Raw genomic sequence first — 19,517 nt, forward strand, 5'->3', positions numbered from 1 at the left:
CATTGTCCCAAATTTGAGGTGTTGAGAAGCCTCCTCAGTCCCCCATGAGCGAGGGGCTGGAATGCCAGTATTCCAAAGGAAACAGTACAACTTCTGCGAGCGAGCATCTTTCCTACTTGCGTGCATTAGAGGATGGAAGATAGATGCTTATTATTGGCATGAGTCGCATTTTAACTGTGGTGAATCTACTGAAATAGGCACTTATGTGCTGCAGGAAAGTTCAGTAATGCTTCCCATTTTCTTTGGAAACAAATTAGCGAAGATGATTGCAGTTGCAAGTTAAGCTTCTCAAGAAAAAATCCTTCTTAGGCATGAGTGCATCTACTTTTATTGGCTTCAATCTTTCTACTTATGTATGTTGACCAATTCTCTGTATTTACACACTGGCTGAAGATTATTTCCTGATTGCTCTTCTTAACTTCATTAAATGTTTAACTAGAGCAAATTATTAACAAGATCGGGTGAATGGTCTTACAGACTATCAATATTTCTAGTTAATGTGATCGTTATGGAGAAACGTTTCTCTATCTATTACGTCAATAAATATGAACCTGCATCTTAGCTTAGAGCAGGACTATTCCGATATCGCTGATTAGCGTCTTGTAGATCTGAATTATGAAGTTCAATTTGCCTCGCGGTTTTTGAGGAGTGAACGATGAATGTCTCTGATTACACAACAAAAATTTTACTTTCTAGCTGGATAGGAATTGACCAAGCAATTGCCGCAGCCAATCGTCCGCAACAACCGTTACAACCTAGCAACAAGCATAAATGTGATATGTTGCAACCGCTACGTCAATGGATTAATAAGATCAAAGTTAGCGATCGCAAATTTGCTCACCGTTTGTGTAAATTGATTCCTGCACAGTGTCCTTTTGAGCGCGATTTAAAACTGTTTGGTCGCACATTTCATATTCCACCGATGTGCAAGCTGAATCCCCTTTATGAAGAAGTTGTGGGTTTGCGCTTTCGTGCATTGTGCTACTTAGCCGATGAGTGTGGAGAAGATATCACAGCTTACTGTTAAGCAGTCGAGTTATAGCTTGATAGATTAAGTTTTGATATCACTGCTTCTAACGAGTGAGCCTCTTTTGAATTTCGCAATTTTGAGCGCGGAAACTCTTTGATTCTTTTCAACTTTTTCTTAATTCCAGTCATCGAAAACTGAAATTCGTAAACTCACTGAGGTCAATGAACAGTTTCAGTGAGTTTTTTTTATAGTTGACAGCAGATATCTAAACCAGAAAATGCCAAACTTTTTAGTTTTCTAAGTAAATGAAAAATTTAAGGCTGGTGAATGGTTATTAGTAGTTGCTCATTAAGCAATGATTACCCATTACCAGAGATGATGATTATGCGATCGCCGCAGTACATTATGGCACGATGGAAACTGCCCTCTCATTCTCAGGACGACAGATTGTGACTCTACCCGCATCGAGCAGACTGCAATTTACGGAAGATTTAAATATTTGCCGCATTTTGAATGGTATGTGGCAGGTTTCTGGGGCGCATGGTCGCATTAATCCTCAAGTTGCGATTCAAAATATGTTTGAGTACAAAGATGCAGGCTTCACAACTTGGGATTTAGCGGATCATTACGGTCCTGCGGAAGATTTTATCGGTGAGTTTCGACGACAACTAGCAGCCAGATACGGAAAAACTGCTTTATCTGAAATACAAGCTTTTACAAAATGGGTGCCTCGACCTGGCAGAATGACAAAAAAAATCGTCGCAGAGAATATCGATATCTCGCGTCGCCGGATGGATACTGAAACGCTCGATCTGTTGCAATTTCACTGGTGGGAATACCGCGATCGCAGCTACTTAGATGCATTGAAGTATATGGCAGAACTACAGGAAGAAGGAAAAATCAAGCATCTAGCCTTGACTAATTTTGATACCGAACATCTAGAAATTATTAGTCGAAACGGTATCAATATTGTCTCAAATCAAGTACAGTATTCTTTAATTGACCGTCGTCCACAAGTGCGTATGAGTTCGTATTGCCAGCAGCATAACATACAACTATTGGCATATGGTTCGCTATGTGGCGGGTTTTTATCCGAAAAATACTTAAATAAACCAGAACCACGCGGCGGTGAACTCAATACCGTCAGTTTGCGAAAGTACAAAAACATGATTGATGCTTGGGGCGGGTGGCAATTATTTCAGGAACTACTCACAACGCTCAAGGCGATCGCAGAGAAACATGCTGTTAGTATCGCTAATGTTGCGGTTCGTTATGTTTTAGAGCAGCCTGCCGTCGCTGGTGTCATTGTTGGCGCAAGACTGAGCATTTCCCAGCATATCGAAGACAACGCAGCTGTTTTTAGCTTTGCTTTAGATAAGACGGATTACGAACAAATTGAAACAATCCTCGCGCAGTCACGCAATCTTTACCAATTGATCGGCGACTGCGGTGATGAATACCGTCGTTAACCGCGTGATATGATGGCGAAAACATAATTATAGCGTAATATAAGTAAATTTCATCTGACATAAGACAGATTTTTTCAGAAAAATCGCGACAAATCTGAAATAATTAGTTATATTTGACGACAAAATTTAACATTCAAGGCAAGGCTAAGCCCTAGGCTTGTTGAGTCAGGTGTTTATTTAAGGAGATGCGGTAATGATGTATTTTTACCATCAGCCCTCAAAGAAAACTCGATCTAACTGCGACAACAGGACAAAGTATCAAAAAGTTGCTGCGAATGTAAGCCGGATTCTGACATTAGCTGCATTAATTGGACTAGGAGGTGAGGTTTTAGGTCGTTATCCTGCGATCGCTCAGCAGACAACGCAACCGATTTCAACGACGCAAGCTGCACCAGCCCGCATGAATCTGGCGGTTAACAGACAACCGCAGGAAAGTTACCAAAGTTTAATAAGTCGGGCAGAGAGTGTGGCAATAAATGCGGTAAAACAACGCTTTAGTCAGGATCGACATACACCCGCAGTCTCAGTCATGATTGTCGCTGATAGTTACGGTGCGATCGCTCCTGTTTTATCGTTAGAAATTAGCCGTAACGAATGGCAACATCGCAAAGCTCAAACGAAAGACCAAATGAAATACTTCTCAACCGCAAAAATGCTGTTGGGCTTTGATAATGTTGCAGAAAGTACAAATCAGCAGCAAACGACTACAACGGTGACTCCTGAAATAACAGCAGAAATGGAGCAAATCGATCGACTGATTCGAGAATCAGATTCTAAACCAGAAATGATACCTGAGGAGTTACCTGAAGGCGAAGCAATAGAAGCACCTGCGATCGTACCTGTAGAAACACCAACTCCTGAGTTACCCACTATTATCCCTGGTGAAGCTAGTGTTCCAGATGCTAGTGAGACATTACCAGCTAATAACAATGCCATCTCCGATCCAATTCCCACCGACGGTTTAGCAACACCAAGTAGCTCGCTCGACCCAAATAACCTTAATCCCAATATGCCAACGTTCTCGCCAGTACCTGCTAATGATGCTCTTCCTGTAGAGAGTGTGCCGGAGATAACTGACATCGTTCCAGAAGATAACCAAAACTAAATACTCTACCGAATCAAATACAAATTATGAATCAGGGCTGCATGTTTTTACTTTTTTGATTTAGAGGTTTCTGCTAACACCCACTGCAGATTAGGAGTCATGCTTTAAAATAGAAAGGTTGTGAATGCAGTGTAATTATTATGGCTGTTCCTAAGAAGAAAACATCTAAATCGAAACGCGACCAAAGAAGAGCGACTTGGAGACGTAAAGCAGCACTGGAAGCGCAAAAAGCATTGTCTTTAGGTAAATCAATTTTGACTGGGCGCTCTACGTTTGTCTATCCCTCTAAGGAAGAAGAAGCTGAAGACGAGGAATAGACTTGTAGCAATGGGATAGTGAGACACATAGCAAACAGCACATTTGCAAAGTTTTATCTCAAAATGGAATTAGACATATCCCATAGCAACGTCATCTACCCAAGCAAATGCTAGGAAAATTTTTTCAAAAACCAGGAGACGCACAAAGCGATCGCGTTCCTCCTGGGCAGTATCTCACAAAAGGATTCCCGGTCTTAACCTACGGTCAAACTCCAAAAATAGATATCGCAGAATGGCGGTTTCGTGTATGGGGCTTAGCAAAACCTGCCACATTCACCATGTCCGATTTTATGGCACTGCCACAACACGAATTTACTGCTGATTTTCACTGCGTGACGCGCTGGTCCAAACTTGATGTGAAGTGGATTGGCGTCAAGGTGACAGACTTTATGAAATTAATTGAAGTCGATCCCAAAGCTGTTCATGTTATGGAACACTGCTATGGAGGTTACACCACAAATCTTCCCCTAGAAGACTTTGTCCGCGAAGAAAACTTTTTTGCACACACGCTATTTGGCGAACCGCTACCTGCAGAACATGGCGGTCCCTTGCGGCTTGTTGTTCCGCATCTTTATGCTTGGAAAAGTGCTAAATGGATTAATGGTTTGGAATTTCTAGATCGCGAAGAGTCAGGCTTTTGGGAACGCAACGGATATCATCGACGAGGTGACCCTTGGGCGGAAGAACGATATAGCGGTTTCTTTGGACTGTAAACTTCTGTCATAACACAAAGCTACTCAAACTGCGCGTCCCTTTACACACTACGTGTAATAGATTTATGCATAAGTCCACAAAAGTGGACTTTATTTGTAGCCATAGTCAACAGATTTGGGTTATGGAAGTTTGTACTGACTCTGACTAACCAATTAACCGTTTGATTAAGTTTAATTTGCCTGCGTAAGGCGCGTAACGCCACTTTAAGTCAAGCCAAAAAGACTTTTTGAGGACGCTTTTTTCGTGCGAGAAGGTATCAAAACTCGCTTTACCATGGTACTTCCCTATACCACTATCTCCAACACCACCAAACGGTAAAGAGGAAACGCCGACATGCATAACGGTATCGTTAATGCACGCGCCACCTGATGAAGTTTCTTGTAAAACCCGCTGTTGAATATCTCGATTGCGCGAAAACAAGTATAAAGCTAAAGGTTTGGGTTTTTCGTTAATGATTGCGATCGCTTCGCTCAAATCGTCGTATTCAATAATCGGTAAAATTGGACCAAAAATTTCTTCTTGCATCACTGGCATTTCCAGTGAGACTTGATCGATAATCGTTGGAGCAATATAAAGGTCACGCGAATCTGTACTTCCTCCCGTAACAATTTTTCCATCGCGCAGTAATTCTACTAAACGTGAAAATTGTTTTTGGTTGATAATTCTGCCATAGTCAGAACTTTGTTGTGGCTCTTCTCCATAAAATTCTCTGATGACTTTTTGTAAGCTATCAAGCAATTGTTGTTTAATCTGACGATGAACCAAAAGATAGTCTGGTGCGATACACGTTTGTCCTGCGTTGATAAATTTACCCCAAGCGATTCGCCGCGCGGTATGTTCGAGATTAATATCGCTATCTACAATACAAGGACTTTTGCCGCCTAGTTCTAAAGTGACTGGTGTGAGATGTTTGGCTGCAGCTTCCATGACAATTCTACCAACAGCCGTACCACCCGTAAAAAAGATATGATCGAATTTTTCTGCTAGTAATTGTTTACTAATATCAATTCCACCTTCTACAACTGCAATATAAGCTGGGTCGAAATATTTCTGAATAATCTGTGCAACAACTGCTGATGTATTTGGCGCAATTTCAGAAGGCTTAACAATGACGCAGTTACCTGCGGCGATCGCACCAATTAAAGGCGCTATAACTAACTGAAACGGATAATTCCACGGACCAATAATTAAGACAACTCCTAGCGGTTCGGGATAAATATATCCCTTTCCAGGAAGTTGTTCGAGGGGAATACGTACTTTTTTGGGCTTTACCCACGATCTGATATGTTTCAAAGCATAATCAATTTCTCGCGTAATGCTGATTTCTGTAGCATATGTTTCTAACTCCGGTTTGCGTAAATCTTTTTTTAGCGCATCTACAATGCCTTCTGTATTTTCTTGAATGGCTCGTTTTAGAGTTTTTAATTGTTCAATCCGAAACTCAACATCTTTTGTTTTTCCATTTTGGAAATAAACGCGTTGTTTGCGGATAATATCATTTATAGATAGTGCAGCAAGCATTGTTTTCCCTGATTCCTAAGTTTTTTTACAATCTCTTAACACCACTATTCTACAGGGTAATTTAATGTTTGAGTGTCTTGCTATTGCTACGCTAGCTATATGTTCTCTAATAAATTAGTTTTGAATTTCTGTGCAATTTCTAATTTCTAATTTAGCGAAAAGGGCTTAGTTATTGATCTAGTTAGTTGTAGCAAAAATAACTTTATCATTTGGCTGCCAGCTGGTATTCAAGCCAGCTGAAAATTGTCACTGAACTTACTGAGTAATTGGTAAGTCAACACTAAACACGCTACCTTGCCCAGGCGTCGATCTGACCTCGATTGTACCCTGGTGAGCTTCTACAATTCTACGAGAAAGATAAAGTCCTAAACCACTACCAGAACGTTTGTGACTTCCTTGGCGAAATCGTTCAAATAAGGTAGCTTGTTCTTCCTGAGGAATACCTGTACCAGTGTCTGCAACCTCGATGGTTATGTATTTATCTGCAGCTTTATTTGATGGTTTTATGCGTACGGTTACAGAACCAGAATCGGTAAATTTAATAGCGTTTCCCACTAAGTTTGTAAATAAACGGTGAATTTCCAAGCGATCGCCGATGACTTTTGGATTATCTTGAGACTCCACGTCAAGTTGAAGTGGGAGATTTTTTTCTTGTGCTAGAGGTTCTAACTCCTTGACAACTTCTGCGAGAATTTCTTGTAAGTCGATCGGCATGAAGTTTAAAACTTTACGATCTGCCTCAAAGCGGTACACCTCTAGTAGAGTATTCACCATTTGCAACAAGTTTTGATTACTTCGTGCCATTGTCGCAATCGCTTCCTTCATTGTCGGCGAAAGTTCTCCCAAGGCACCTTGTTGAAACAGTGCTAGCATTCTATCTGCAGCGACAAGCGGAGTCCGTAAATCATGCGTCAGACGAGACACAAAGTCTTCTCGCTGGCGGGCTATTTGATCGCGCTCGTCTACACTATGCTTTAGCCGTAATAGCGATCGCACGCGTGCTAGTAATTCATCAACTTCTACGGGTTTACGAATAAAATCGTCTGCGCCCATGTCTAGCCCTTGCGCTACACTCGGCTGGTCGTAGGCTGTGATTAGCAAAATAGGGATAAACGGTAGCTGACTATTACGCCGGATGCGTTGTGTCACCTCAAACCCGTCCATTCCTGGCATCATTACATCCAAAAGTACCAATTGTGGTGGAGATTGTTCCACTAGTCTTAGGGCGGTTGAGCCATCCTCAGCAGTGGAAATTGTATATCCTTCTTCTTCTAAGATCGTTTGAATCAAGAAAACATTATCCGGAGAATCGTCTACAACAAGAATATTGTCACGAGAAGGTTGGGAGCACATGGAGAAGTATTTATACTTGAGTTAATTTTTATTAACAACTGGCATCTGTATTATTTTTCCCTCTAACTGCTTGCTTGACCTCCTACTTACGAAGGATTATTTTTATACCGACTTGCCATCAATCATTTTCTCTAGAATGTATTGAGCGATTGATTGAAACAGATTCAGCCGCGTTCAAGTTAACAACAAGCAGTGATATGGAAGTATCAATTTATCAGAAGCATACAGCAGCAGATGCCTATTGAGCAAATCCAAATAGTTGCTAATAATTCAGTTTAACTGCTATCTTGCAATACGATTGGTCATTAATCAGCGCAGATCTCGGATATTTGTAACCGCTAGTATTCTTCATATAGCAAAGAGCAAAGTCAGAGTCAGGGCTAAAAGCTAACCAGGAAAAGGTTTTTGAGCTTTTAGATTGTCTTAACTTTCCCTTCAATTGCTATAGGAGTTGATTGAAAAGTTTTCATAACCTGTTGCAGATGCATCAGGCAAATTTTCTGGTTGCTCGCAAATTCTTAAAAGAGAAAGTAGCGTTGTGCTAAAGGTAGAGTTGTTGCAGGTTCACACGTAAGTAATTCACCATTTGCTTTGACTTCATAAGTTTCTGGATCGACGTCAATGCGAGGCAAAAAGTCATTTAACTTCATTTCGCTTTTGCTTAGCTGGCGAGTTCCAGACACAGCAACGATACGTTTTTTTAAGTTGAGTTGTTGAGAGATTCCCAAATTTTTTGCGGCTTGCGAAACAAAAGTCAGCGAAGTTGCGGCGATCGCTCCACCAAAACTGGCAAACATTGGACGCATATGTACAGGCTGTGGTGTAGGGATACTGGCGTTTGCATCTCCCATCTGCGCATAGGCGATCGCCCCGCCTTTAATCACAATCTCCGGCTTGACACCAAAAAACGCCGGACGCCACAAACATAAATCAGCAAGTTTTCCTTCTTCTACGGAACCGACATATTCAGCAATACCATGCGCGATCGCGGGGTTAATCGTATATTTAGCAACATAGCGTTTGGCACGAAAGTTGTCGTTTGCTGCGGTGTCTTCCGCAAGTGAACCGCGCTGTACTTTCATTTTGTGTGCGGTTTGCCAAGTGCGAATAATCACTTCTCCGACTCTTCCCATCGCTTGCGAATCAGACGAAATCATGCTAAAAGCACCAAGATCGTGCAAAATATCTTCCGCTGCAATTGTTTCTCTGCGAATTCGCGACTCAGCAAACGCAACATCTTCTGGAATTCCTGGATCGAGGTGATGGCATACCATCAACATATCTAAGTGTTCGTCTAGCGTATTCAATGTGTAAGGACGCGTGGGATTGGTAGAAGAAGGTAAAACGTTGGCTTCTCCACAAACTTTGATAATATCTGGTGCATGACCGCCACCCGCACCTTCGGTGTGATAAGTATGAATTACGCGGTTTTTGAAAGCGGCGATCGTATCTTCGACAAATCCGGCTTCGTTGAGCGTATCAGTGTGAATTGCGACTTGTACGTCGTATTCATCAGCAACACTTAAGCAAACATCAATCGTAGCGGGAGTTGTTCCCCAATCTTCATGAAGTTTTAACCCCATGACACCGGCTTGTATCTGTTCAACAAGTCCTTGCGGTTGACTACTATTTCCTTTACCTAAAAAGCCCAAGTTGACCGGAAATGCATCCGCCGCTTGCAACATTCGGTAAATGTTCCAAGGTCCTGGCGTACAAGTAGTTGCGTTTGTTCCTGTAGCTGGACCTGTACCGCCACCGATCATTGTCGTAATTCCAGAGGCGATCGCGGTTTCAATCTGCTGCGGACAAATAAAGTGAATGTGTGCGTCAATTCCCCCAGCGGTAAGGATCATTCCTTCTCCCGCGATCGCTTCTGTCCCAGGACCAATAATAATATCTATGTTGTCTTGGATGTAGGGATTTCCGGCTTTGCCAATTTTGAAAATCTTGCCGTCTTTAATGCCAATATCTGCTTTAACAATTCCCCACCAATCGAGAATTAACGCATTTGTAATTACAGCATCGACAGCACCATCGGCGTTAGATATTGGCGATTGTCCCATACCATCGCGAATCACTTTACCGCCGCCAAACTTGACTTCATCGCCATAAGTTGTCAAGTCTCGTTCGACTTCGATAATCAACTCTGTATCTGCAAGTCGCACGCGATCGCCTACTGTTGGACCAAATGTCTCAGCGTAAGCGCGACGATCCATGCGATAACTCATGCGATACTCCTTTTACGGGCTGGTGAGGTGACTTGAACCACAAAGAACGCGAAGATAAAGAGGTTCTTGGGTATTTTAGCCCGTTCTGGTGTTGCCACAGAAGCTACTTAGCACTGAAGTTGTAAAGATGCGATCGCATTTACGACCGCTACACGTCAAAGCGATAGCGAATCGCACCGGTTACAGGATCGTTGCAAATCTCAGCACATCCTACTTTTTCTGCTTCTTGCAGCAGTTTCTTCGCTTCTTTTGGATCTAGCCCTGTATACATAGCTGCTTGTGCAATTGATAGTTGTCCGCCATTTTTCTTTGCTGCTAACAGTAGCTTTTGCATCGGACTAGATGCTGTTGAAGGCGAGGCGTTTGCTTGTAAGTTATGCCGAGGAGTCACGCCAATATTTAACTCTATTGATTGCTGGGCGTGTAGTCCCCGCAGATAAATATTACGCCGATTCACCATGCTGGGAATAAAAGCTAAGTCGATGAGTTGACCAACACCGAGAAAGCCAAACGTGAACAGATAAATCAAACCACTAGTAACATGACCTGTGTAGAATCTTTGACCGCCGCAAATTCCAAAAAAGCACAAACACCATAAGAGGTATGCAACGGTTGAGTTGACTTGCTGCATTGCTGTAGATTGCTATTTTGAACTACCTGTATCTAGTGTGCCCTTGAATATACTACAAACAACACGGTGAATGTAATTCAGCAAGCACTGCTACCTTAAGATTTTTGACTGATACTACATCAATTGAATATCAACTAGATCCAAGACTCTCCTTTGCTCGCACGATTTGTCACTCAAAAAGTGCTGGCTTTAATCTTCTATTATCTCAAATAAATCTTCCATCATTACATCAAATGTTTTTGCTAGTTTACACGCGCAGTAAGCTCGACGATTGCTCTTTCTGGCAAGCATAATGTAAGTTTTAACACAACTAATAGAACATAACCCCAAACCTATAAGGGAAGGGGCAAAAATCCATAACGTGGTACGAAATAGGGAGCCTTTTAGCTCTCTCCTTGCCAGGGAGAGAAATGGAAGCAGGATCTACTTTCTGCTACCCCAGCAATGCGAGATCTATTTTTTAGTTGATTCCCATCGTCCTAAACTCCATCGCTTTTCTTGTGCCAATTCTAAAGCCTCTTCTTTTTCTAAGTTTGTCAAGACTTCTCGTACTTTCTCCCGAGATACTCTTAGTTCCAGGTTATCCCAGCAATGACCTTGACCTCTTTGCATTTCAGGTGAATTGCGTAACTGACGCAACACATTGAGACACGCAGGACAGTCACAGCCAAATAAATTGACGGCAGCATCACTTTCTGCTGCACTAAAATCTAAAAGAGGGTGTTCTTCAAATGTCACATCAGTAGATGCGATCAGAACAACACGATTCTGGTGGGGGTTGATAGCAGATAAAGCCTGAAAGTCAGTTGATACATCGCAGGAGGCTTGAGTTTTCGTAGCAGATCTGACTGTGGCAGATACACCTGGTGTTAGTAACATAGTTAGCATTGCTCCCACTAAAGTTGGAAGTGCCACTAAATCAAACCATAGCTTGTGTTTCATACTCATACTCAAATCTCCTCGACAACTCAACAAACATTTGAGCAGCCATTGTAATTCATCTCAGGCTAGTACACCAGTTTATTTAACCTTGGCAGGCAATTATCTGAATTTTTAGGTACAAAAGTTCATACAAGCGGTTGACTTTAACAATCTCGTCACCTGGGGAGAAGTCATTTGCAAGATCGAGCCAGTATTTTCAGAAGTATGTTTTACAAGAATTTTGAGCTTGAGTAGAGTATGAGTTTCTTTAGCTGCAAACAACAGCAAGTATTCGCTGTAGCATCAAGCATCAGGAACAAACCCTGTTTCTTTGAGTAGCAGCCGTATTCTTGCGTGCGGAAGCTGCGTGTCTTTCTTGTGATTTTTCTACTGATCGGCATAAAAGTCTTGCATCAGCGCAATGATGCTACAGTATTTGACAATGCTGGCAACGTAGAATTCATCTCACTTCAGATCTTCGTCAGCATGGATCTGTTCGATGTTGTCGCGTAATCGCGATCGCTGTTCGTAAGGTTGCAAGCCTTCGTTGATAGTATATTCGCTAATATCCGGTGTTTATTATCTAAGCAGGCATCCTACAAAGGTTGATTGGGGTGTCCAAGGTTTCGTAAAACTTCTTTGTAGTCTTAGAATGTGTTCTGCTCAAAGAAAAACTCTTACCCAACCAAAATCAGTTCGCCGTCGGTAAGCACATTATGAAAATGTGCATCGAAGCGAATAATTCCTTAACTTAGATATGCAACCCCAACAAACACTCCGACTTAATTGCTCAAGCTAGGTGTGTAACCAATGCGCTACAATTATTAAGGCTTCTTTACAGAATGCGCGATCGCTGCCACATTCTGTTACCAAGCTGCAATCTAATTCCTCTCTACCATTAATGGAACGCTCCTATGACGCTCCCTATTCGTAATGTTGCCATTATTGCCCACGTTGACCACGGCAAAACTACCCTGGTTGATGCTTTACTTAAACAATCTGGTATTTTTCGCGAAGGGGAAGAGATTCCAGAGTGCGTTATGGATTCTAACGCCTTGGAAAGAGAGCGGGGTATTACAATTCTGGCAAAAAACACAGCAGTTCGCTACAAAGATACATTAATCAATATTGTTGATACTCCAGGACACGCAGATTTCGGCGGCGAAGTTGAGCGCGTTCTAGGGATGGTTGATGGTTGTATCCTGATTGTGGATGCGAACGAAGGACCTATGCCACAAACACGCTTTGTTTTGAAAAAAGCGCTAGAAAAAGGCTTACGTCCGATTGTAGTCGTTAACAAAATTGACCGTCCGCAAGCTGATCCGCATGGCGCAGTTGATAAAGTATTAGATTTGTTTATCGAGTTAGGCGCAGACGACGATCAGTGCGACTTTCCTTATCTGTTCGCCTCTGGCTTAGAAGGTTACGCCAAAGACGACCTTGATGCGGAAGGGGTAGATATGCAACCCCTATTTGAGGCAATTTTGCACCACGTCCCACCACCAGTAGGTAATCCTGATAAACCTCTACAATTGCAAGTCACAACGTTAGATTATTCTGAATATCTGGGACGCATTGTCATTGGTAGAATCCACAACGGTACGATCCGCATGGGTCAACAAGCGGCTTTAATTACCGAAACTGGTGAGATTGTAAAAGCCAAAGTCACTAAATTAATGGGCTTTGAAGGACTCAAGCGTATCGAATTGCAGGAAGCCTCTGCAGGAAACATTGTTGCAGTTGCAGGATTTGCGGATGCAAACATTGGAGAAACAATTACCTGTCCCAACGAACCGCAGGCGCTACCACTGATTAAAGTGGATGAACCTACATTGCAAATGACTTTCTCAGTGAATGATTCGCCATTTGCGGGACAAGAAGGAAATTTTGTTACTTCTAGACAATTACGCGATCGCCTATTCCGCGAATTGGAAACAAACGTAGCACTCCGCATTGAAGAAACCGATTCACCCGATAAATTCTTAGTGTCTGGTCGAGGTGAGTTACACTTGGGAATTTTAATTGAAACGATGCGACGCGAAGGATACGAGTTTCAAGTTTCTCAACCACAGGTGATTTATCGCGAAGTTAACGGACAACCCTGCGAACCTTACGAGTACTTGGTGCTAGATGTTCCGGAAGACGGTGTAGGCGGCTGTATCGAACGTCTCGGACAGCGTCGCGGCGAAATGCAAGATATGCAAGTTGGTGGTAATGGTCGCACGCAGTTAGAATTTGTGATTCCAGCGCGTGGCTTAGTCGGTTTTCGCGGTGAATTCATGCGTCTGACTCGCGGTGATGGCATTATGAATCACAGCTTCCTCGATTACCGCCCACTCAGCGGCGAAATTGAAGCGCGGCGTAATGGTGTATTAATTGCCTTTGAAGAAGGAACTGCAACTTTCTATGCGATGAAAAATGCCGAAGATCGCGGCGTCTTCTTTATTACTCCAGGCACTAAAGTTTACAAAGGAATGATTGTTGGCGAACACAACCGCCCGCAAGATTTAGAACTGAACGTTTGTAAGACAAAACAATTGACAAACCATCGGGCTTCTAGCGGTGAAGAACTAGTTCAGTTGCAAGCACCAATGGAAATGAGCTTAGAACGCGCTTTGGAGTATATTGGACCTGATGAATTAGTCGAAGTGACACCACAGTCAATCCGTCTGCGGAAAATGACGAAAAAACTAGCAAAGCGTTGATAGCAATGCCATAAGTGAAGGGTACTCTTAAAACATGACATGCGTGATGCAGGCTATCTTGCCTGCACTTATCCTTTACTAATGACCCTCAACAAGCAAATTGCTGACTGGCTAGAGTCGCATTGGGTAACACCAGCATACAGTGGTTGGGTGCTCATTGGCGTCACTAGCTGTTTTTTTGGTGCCGCTGTCAATACAATGGCAGGGTGGCTGTATGTTTTAAGTGGCTTGAGTTTCGCCCTACTCGGAATCGCTGCGATTTTACCTGTACGATCGCTTCGCAATATCAAAATTCGTCGCGCTGCAATTCAACCCGTCAGCGCTGGTGAAGCATTAACTGTAGAAGTTGAAATCGCTAATGAAACAGCCCATCCCAAAAGTTTACTGCAAATTCAAGACTTACTTCCTTTTATTTTAGGTAAACCAGTTCAAGCACCGCTTGAAGTCATTCTGCCACATCAAAGTTACACCTGGAGATATCATCACCCTACACAACAGCGAGGTGTTTACCGCTGGCATACCATACAATTACGCACCGCTGCACCTGTAGGATTATTTTGGTGTCGCCGTCAGCAAGAAATACCTGCGACAGCCGTTGTCTATCCTACTGTTTTACCATTAACAGCGTGTCCGATTATTGATAGCGTTGGTCAAGAGAATCATGCCAAGTCGTATAACCAACAACAGCGCGTGCAATTAGCGACTGAAGGATTAACGCGATCGCTGCGTCCTTATCGCATAGGCGATCCTCTACGACTAATTCACTGGCGCAGTAGCGCGCGTTATGGAGAATTTCGCGTTAGAGAATTAGAAATGATGACAGAAGGGCGCGAACTTGTGATTTGCTTAGATAGTGCAGAAACTTGGGAGGAAGATTGTTTTGAACAAGCCGTTATTGCTGCTGCATCTTTATATTTTTATGCACGAAAGCAGCAATTAAATGTACAACTTTGGACGGCTGCAACAGGTTTAGTTGAAGGAAATCGAACTGTTTTACACACTTTAGCGGCAACAAATTTTAATGAAGCACAAGTTGCAAATTTACCTCAAAGTCGTCTTATTTGGTTGAGTCAAAATGCACTGAGTTTGAATAAAATTTCTCCTGATAGCTACTGGTTATTATGGGGAAATGATTCAATTTGGCAATCGAAAGTGGTTCATAATTCTTTTGGTCTTTTGATTGATAAAGAACAGCCGTTGCAACTCCAATTGCAACAAGTTGTGCGAGTGGAGCGCAGTTTTTGAAATCAACTGTATAGACACAAAACACGCAAAGAAAAGAGATAAAGAAAGAACATCGCGAATAATCTATATTTGCTATCTGAAGAATTGATGCATGCTTGATGCTACATTTGGTTGAGTATTGCTGTTGGCTCAATTGCAGTAAATTCAAGGCTTGCTGAATAGCAACTCACTAATGTCTAGAAGTCAGAATGGTGTGTCTACCTACGTTAGAATGCAGAAAACGTCTTGATTACAAACCTTTAAGATTATGAAACCCACAGATAGCAGCAACTTATCAACGGACAAAAGTTTGGAAGCAATGTGGCAGTTCGCGCAAACTTATGCTAAGCGTACGGGAACTTACTTTTGCGCTGAACCTTCGGTGACTGCTGTCGTTATTGAAGGACTGGCAAAACATAAGGACGATTTAGGTTCTCCTTTGTGTCCTTGCCGTCATTATGAAGATAAACAAGCCGAGGCTAGTGCAGCATTTTGGAATTGTCCGTGCGTTCCTATGCGCGAACGTAAAGAGTGCCACTGCATGCTGTTTCTTACCCCAGATAATGAATTTGCTGGGAAGCATCAGGAGATACCTTTAGATACGATAAAAGAAGTCCGCTCTAGCATGGGATGAACGAATCAATACCAGATCAATTCTGGGAAGGTGTAGAGCAATTTAATACTCGACAGTTCTACACCTGTCACGATACGCTAGAAGCTCTGTGGATGGAAGCAACAGAGCCAGAGAAAACGTTTTATCAAGGGATCTTACAGCTTGCTGTGGCGCTCTACCACTTGGGTAATGCGAACTGGCGAGGGGCAGTCATTTTACTGGGAGAAGGGATTCATCGATTACAAGGCTACTTGCCAATTTTTAGTGGTATCGATGTTGCAGAATTGGTAGATGCGAGTAGTCATTTGTTAGCACAATTGCAACAAGCAGGACCTGAAAAAGTTCGTGATTGGGTAGTAACTGAAGAATTTAACGCAAATTCAGACTTGCTGCCTATAATTACAACAGTGCAGCCAGAATGAGTGGATGTGTAAATTTGAATTGGAGATGCTTGAGGAGTTGAAACTTAAGCATAGCAGTCATCGTCAGGTAAAATACAGTTCTGCGTTGCCAGGGTTCGTGCTTAATTGTCAGACAAACGTTATATGATGCCCTTTTCTTTGCCCTCGTCTTTTATGCGTCGCTTTGGTTTCGCGATCGCGCTAATGCCATTGACTTTGATGAGTGCGATCGCCTTAAATACTCCTTTACAACGTGCCCAAGGTCAAACCGCCGAACAAAACTCGCTGATCATCAATTCTGATGTTCAAGAGGCAAACTCGCAAACAGGAATTTTTACGGCACGCGGTAACGTACAAATGAATTACCCAGCGCGGCAAATTCAAGCAACCGCTGCTCAAGCGCAATATTTTAGCCAAGAGCGAAGAATTGTCCTCAGTGGCGACGTCTACATTTTGCAGCAAGGAAACAGTATTCGCGGTGAAAATGTGACGTATCTGATCGACGAAGGGCGATTTATCGCAACACCAAAGGCAAATCAACAAGTGCAATCGATTTATATTGTCTCCGAACCTAATCCAAATCAACCACCAGGAACGCCGAGTGCACCCGCAGTACCTCCCTTAGCACCCAGCCCAGGATCGTAAAACTTTATCAGTTAGGTTTTACTTGTGGGTGTGTTAGCGGAGTCATCGTGAAAAAGATTGTCTTAGAAAATATCCACAAATCCTACGGTAAGCGCGTGATTGTCAATCGCGTTAACCTTTCAGTTGCGCAAGGTGAAGTTGTGGGGCTGCTTGGTCCCAATGGTGCGGGGAAAACAACAACCTTCTACATCGCCACAGGTTTAGAAAAACCCAACGAAGGAACCGTGTGGTTAGACGATCGCGACATCACAGCCCTCCCAATGCATCAACGCGCGCGATTAGGTATTGGCTATTTAGCACAAGAACCAAGTATTTTTCGTAACCTCAGCGTTAGAGATAATCTCTTATTAGTTTTACAACAAACGAATGTCCCTCGGCGCGAATGGCAGTACCGCTTAAATGAACTGCTACGCGAATTTCGGCTAGAAAAAGTCGCAAACACCAAGGGAATTCAAGTTTCCGGTGGCGAACGCCGACGTACCGAATTAGCAAGGGCTTTAGCCGCGGGACGCCATGGACCAAATTTTTTATTCTTAGACGAACCATTTGCAGGTGTTGACCCAATCGCTGTCGCCGAAATTCAAGCTATGGTAAAGAAGTTACGCGATCGCCAAATTGGTATCCTAATTACCGACCACAATGTCCGCGAGACGCTGGCAATTACCGATCGCGCCTATATTATGCGTGAAGGACAAATTCTCGCAGCAGGTAACGCCGAGGAACTCTACAACGATCCTTTAGTACGGCAATACTATTTAGGTGACAAATTTCAAATTTAGTGGCTAGTAAAAAGTGGTTAGAATCACTATTTTGTAACAAATTGCCAATTACCCATTACCTATTTACCTAATTCCTCAGTGTAATGACAATCGCTAGTCACAAATCTACTAAATTTCCATCACTGATGCCTTTTTCCGTCATGGATCGCTATATTGCGATGGAACTGCTACCACCGTTTTTATTTGGTGTGGGTGCTTTTTCCTCGGTAGGAGTTGCGATCGGTACTGTATTTGATTTGGTACGGCGAGTCGTTGAATCAGGACTACCTATAGAAATTGCTTTGCAAGTGTTTCTCTTGCAATTTCCCTCGTTTGTCGTATTGGCTTTTCCGATGTCCACGTTGTTGGCTGTATTGATGACTTACAGTCGCTTTTCTAGTGATAGCGAGTTGATTGCCCTGCGTGGCTGTGGAATCAGCGTTTATCGCATTGCCTTACCTGCAATTATTCTTAGCCTTGTTGTTACCGGAATTACGTTTTTATTTAACGAGCAAATTGTACCAGCATCAAATTATCAAGCGACGCTTACTTTAAATCAAGCGCTCAAGCGCGAAACACCAACATTTCAAGAAGAAAATATTATTTATCCTGAATATCAAGAAGTGAAACAAGCCGATGGCAACAACAGGCGGATTTTGTCGCGGTTATTTTATGCCGATCGCTTTGACGGTCGAACGATGTCTGGCTTGACAATTATCGATCGCTCGAAAGAAGGTTTAAATCAAATTGTCATGGCAGATTCTGCAACATGGAACCCGCAACAAAATGTTTGGGATTTTTTTAATGGTACAATTTATCTTGTTTCTGCGGATAGTTCTTATCGCAACATTGTCAGGTTTGAACACCAACAATTACAGTTACCGCGCGCGCCTTTAGATGTTGCTAGCAGAGGGCGAGATTATGATGAAATGAATATTGCCGAAGCGCGCGATCGCTTAGAAAAAATTCGCTATAGCGGTGACGAACAGAAAATCCGCAAACTGAGAGTTCGGATTCAAGAAAAAATTGCATTTCCATTTGTCTGTGTTGTTTTTGGCTTAGTCGGTGCTGCATTAGGAACTAAACCGCAACGCCGTGCGGGAAAAGCAACTAGCTTCGGTATTAGTGTAGTCGTTATTTTTACATATTATTTGTTCGCTTTTATTTGTAGTGCTTTAGGAGTAGCAGGTATTCTGACTCCTGTGACATCAGCTTGGCTACCCAATGTTTTTGGTTTTACGGCAGGTGGGCTATTGTTAGTTCGTGCAGCAAGGTAGAGAGGTTCCATTTTGTCAAGCTGCAATTCGCCATCCCTGAGCGTACTGCTGTGCATTCCATAGTGTAGCGTAGCGTCCTTGGTGTGACAAAAGTTCTGAATGAGTACCTCGCTCTACGATACGCCCATCTTCTAAAACTAAAATCGAATCTGCACCAACAACGGTAGATAGACGGTGAGCAATGACTATCACGGTTTTATTAGAAACAAGTTGATCGATTGCTTGTTGTACAGCAACCTCACTTTCGGTATCCAAAACTGACGTGGGTTCATCTAACAGAACAATTGGCGCTTCTTTGAGAATTGCACGCGCGATTGAAATGCGTTGACGTTCTCCACCGGATAGCGTACTGCCAATTTCACCAACAGAAGTATCGTAACCCTTGGGTAAACGGCTAATGAACTCATGACAATTTGCGGCGCGTGCAGCGATTTCAACTTCAGCATCTGTCGCGTCAGGTTTAGCCATGCGGATATTGTTGCGAATCGTGTCATCGAATAAATAGGCATCTTGAAATACCGCAGAAATATAGCGCATGAGTTGACTTGGTTCTATTTGGCGTACATCTACTCCACCGATGCGAATACTACCTTGTTGTACGTCAGCTTCATCGGCTAATGAGAAGGGTAATTGTGGTTTTACCGCTTCCAGACGATCCGACTAAA

Annotated in this window: 18 protein-coding genes; 12 read left to right on the forward strand and 6 right to left on the reverse strand. The window is 42.8% G+C overall.

The window, feature by feature from the left end; all coding sequences use genetic code 11:
• The first annotated feature begins 655 nt into the window (after nt 1–655).
• The 5 genes from B1A85_RS06050 (at nt 656) to B1A85_RS06070 (ending at nt 4,574) form a co-directional block, all read left to right on the forward strand.
• Nucleotides 656–1,027 (forward strand): Mo-dependent nitrogenase C-terminal domain-containing protein, encoded by a 372-nt coding sequence (locus B1A85_RS06050; RefSeq protein WP_104545977.1) that lies wholly within the window; start codon nt 656–658, stop codon nt 1,025–1,027.
• Between the two features lie 392 nt (nt 1,028–1,419).
• Nucleotides 1,420–2,439: an aldo/keto reductase gene (locus B1A85_RS06055; RefSeq protein WP_104546314.1), complete on the forward strand. Its 1,020-nt coding sequence runs from the start codon at nt 1,420–1,422 to the stop codon at nt 2,437–2,439.
• A 193-nt stretch (nt 2,440–2,632) separates the two neighbouring features.
• A complete protein-coding gene (locus B1A85_RS06060; RefSeq protein WP_146087139.1) occupies nt 2,633–3,544 on the forward strand; it encodes a hypothetical protein in 912 nt (303 codons plus the stop codon).
• A 140-nt stretch (nt 3,545–3,684) separates the two neighbouring features.
• Nucleotides 3,685–3,861, forward strand: a complete 177-nt coding sequence (gene rpmF / locus B1A85_RS06065) for a 50S ribosomal protein L32 (RefSeq protein WP_104545979.1) — start codon at nt 3,685–3,687, stop codon at nt 3,859–3,861.
• A gap of 107 nt (nt 3,862–3,968) precedes the next feature.
• Nucleotides 3,969–4,574, forward strand: a complete 606-nt coding sequence (locus B1A85_RS06070; protein ID WP_104545980.1) for a sulfite oxidase-like oxidoreductase — start codon at nt 3,969–3,971, stop codon at nt 4,572–4,574.
• Between the two features lie 145 nt (nt 4,575–4,719).
• Here the strand turns inward: B1A85_RS06070 and B1A85_RS06075 are convergent, their stop codons facing one another.
• From B1A85_RS06075 to B1A85_RS06095, 5 genes are all read right to left on the reverse strand, one after another.
• On the reverse strand, nt 4,720–6,096 hold the full coding sequence (locus tag B1A85_RS06075; RefSeq protein ID WP_104545981.1) for an aldehyde dehydrogenase: 1,377 nt from the start codon (nt 6,094–6,096) through the stop codon (nt 4,720–4,722).
• A gap of 255 nt (nt 6,097–6,351) precedes the next feature.
• The gene (locus B1A85_RS06080) at nt 6,352–7,449 is read right to left on the reverse strand and encodes a hybrid sensor histidine kinase/response regulator (RefSeq protein WP_104545982.1); all 1,098 of its coding nucleotides are present in this window, start codon (nt 7,447–7,449) and stop codon (nt 6,352–6,354) included.
• A 518-nt stretch (nt 7,450–7,967) separates the two neighbouring features.
• The gene (gene ureC, locus B1A85_RS06085; RefSeq protein ID WP_104546315.1) at nt 7,968–9,665 is read right to left on the reverse strand and encodes an urease subunit alpha; all 1,698 of its coding nucleotides are present in this window, start codon (nt 9,663–9,665) and stop codon (nt 7,968–7,970) included.
• A gap of 160 nt (nt 9,666–9,825) precedes the next feature.
• The gene (locus B1A85_RS06090) at nt 9,826–10,308 is read right to left on the reverse strand and encodes a TM2 domain-containing protein (protein ID WP_104545983.1); all 483 of its coding nucleotides are present in this window, start codon (nt 10,306–10,308) and stop codon (nt 9,826–9,828) included.
• Nucleotides 10,309–10,761: 453 nt separating this feature from the next.
• Nucleotides 10,762–11,256 carry a hypothetical protein gene (locus B1A85_RS06095; RefSeq protein ID WP_146087140.1) on the reverse strand — a complete coding sequence of 165 codons (495 nt, stop codon included), beginning with the start codon at nt 11,254–11,256 and terminating at the stop codon, nt 10,762–10,764.
• A gap of 887 nt (nt 11,257–12,143) precedes the next feature.
• On the opposite strand from B1A85_RS06095, the gene typA reads away from it, so the two are divergent.
• The 7 genes from typA to B1A85_RS06130 all read left to right on the forward strand — a co-directional run bounded on the left by typA (nt 12,144) and on the right by B1A85_RS06130 (nt 18,852).
• Complete coding sequence (gene typA, locus B1A85_RS06100) at nt 12,144–13,934, forward strand: translational GTPase TypA (protein WP_104545985.1); 1,791 nt, start codon at nt 12,144–12,146, stop codon at nt 13,932–13,934.
• A gap of 81 nt (nt 13,935–14,015) precedes the next feature.
• Nucleotides 14,016–15,179, forward strand: a complete 1,164-nt coding sequence (locus tag B1A85_RS06105; protein ID WP_104546316.1) for a DUF58 domain-containing protein — start codon at nt 14,016–14,018, stop codon at nt 15,177–15,179.
• Between the two features lie 247 nt (nt 15,180–15,426).
• Nucleotides 15,427–15,792: a ferredoxin thioredoxin reductase catalytic beta subunit gene (locus tag B1A85_RS06110; protein WP_104545986.1), complete on the forward strand. Its 366-nt coding sequence runs from the start codon at nt 15,427–15,429 to the stop codon at nt 15,790–15,792.
• Nucleotides 15,789–16,193 (forward strand): DUF309 domain-containing protein, encoded by a 405-nt coding sequence (locus tag B1A85_RS06115; RefSeq protein ID WP_104545987.1) that lies wholly within the window; start codon nt 15,789–15,791, stop codon nt 16,191–16,193. Before B1A85_RS06110 ends, B1A85_RS06115 begins: the two co-directional genes overlap by 4 nt.
• Before the next feature lie 123 nt (nt 16,194–16,316).
• On the forward strand, nt 16,317–16,817 hold the full coding sequence (locus B1A85_RS06120; protein ID WP_104545988.1) for an LptA/OstA family protein: 501 nt from the start codon (nt 16,317–16,319) through the stop codon (nt 16,815–16,817).
• Between the two features lie 47 nt (nt 16,818–16,864).
• The gene (gene lptB, locus B1A85_RS06125) at nt 16,865–17,596 is read left to right on the forward strand and encodes an LPS export ABC transporter ATP-binding protein (protein ID WP_104545989.1); all 732 of its coding nucleotides are present in this window, start codon (nt 16,865–16,867) and stop codon (nt 17,594–17,596) included.
• A gap of 83 nt (nt 17,597–17,679) precedes the next feature.
• Entirely contained in the window at nt 17,680–18,852 is a 1,173-nt protein-coding gene (locus B1A85_RS06130; RefSeq protein WP_246841335.1) for an LptF/LptG family permease, read from the forward strand.
• A 15-nt stretch (nt 18,853–18,867) separates the two neighbouring features.
• Here the strand turns inward: B1A85_RS06130 and B1A85_RS24335 are convergent, their stop codons facing one another.
• Entirely contained in the window at nt 18,868–19,503 is a 636-nt protein-coding gene (locus tag B1A85_RS24335) for an ABC transporter ATP-binding protein (RefSeq protein WP_210404278.1), read from the reverse strand.
• Between the last annotated feature and the right edge of the window lie 14 nt (nt 19,504–19,517).

It is taken from the genome of Chroococcidiopsis sp. TS-821, assembly GCF_002939305.1.
GTDB lineage: Bacteria > Cyanobacteriota > Cyanobacteriia > Cyanobacteriales > Chroococcidiopsidaceae > Chroogloeocystis.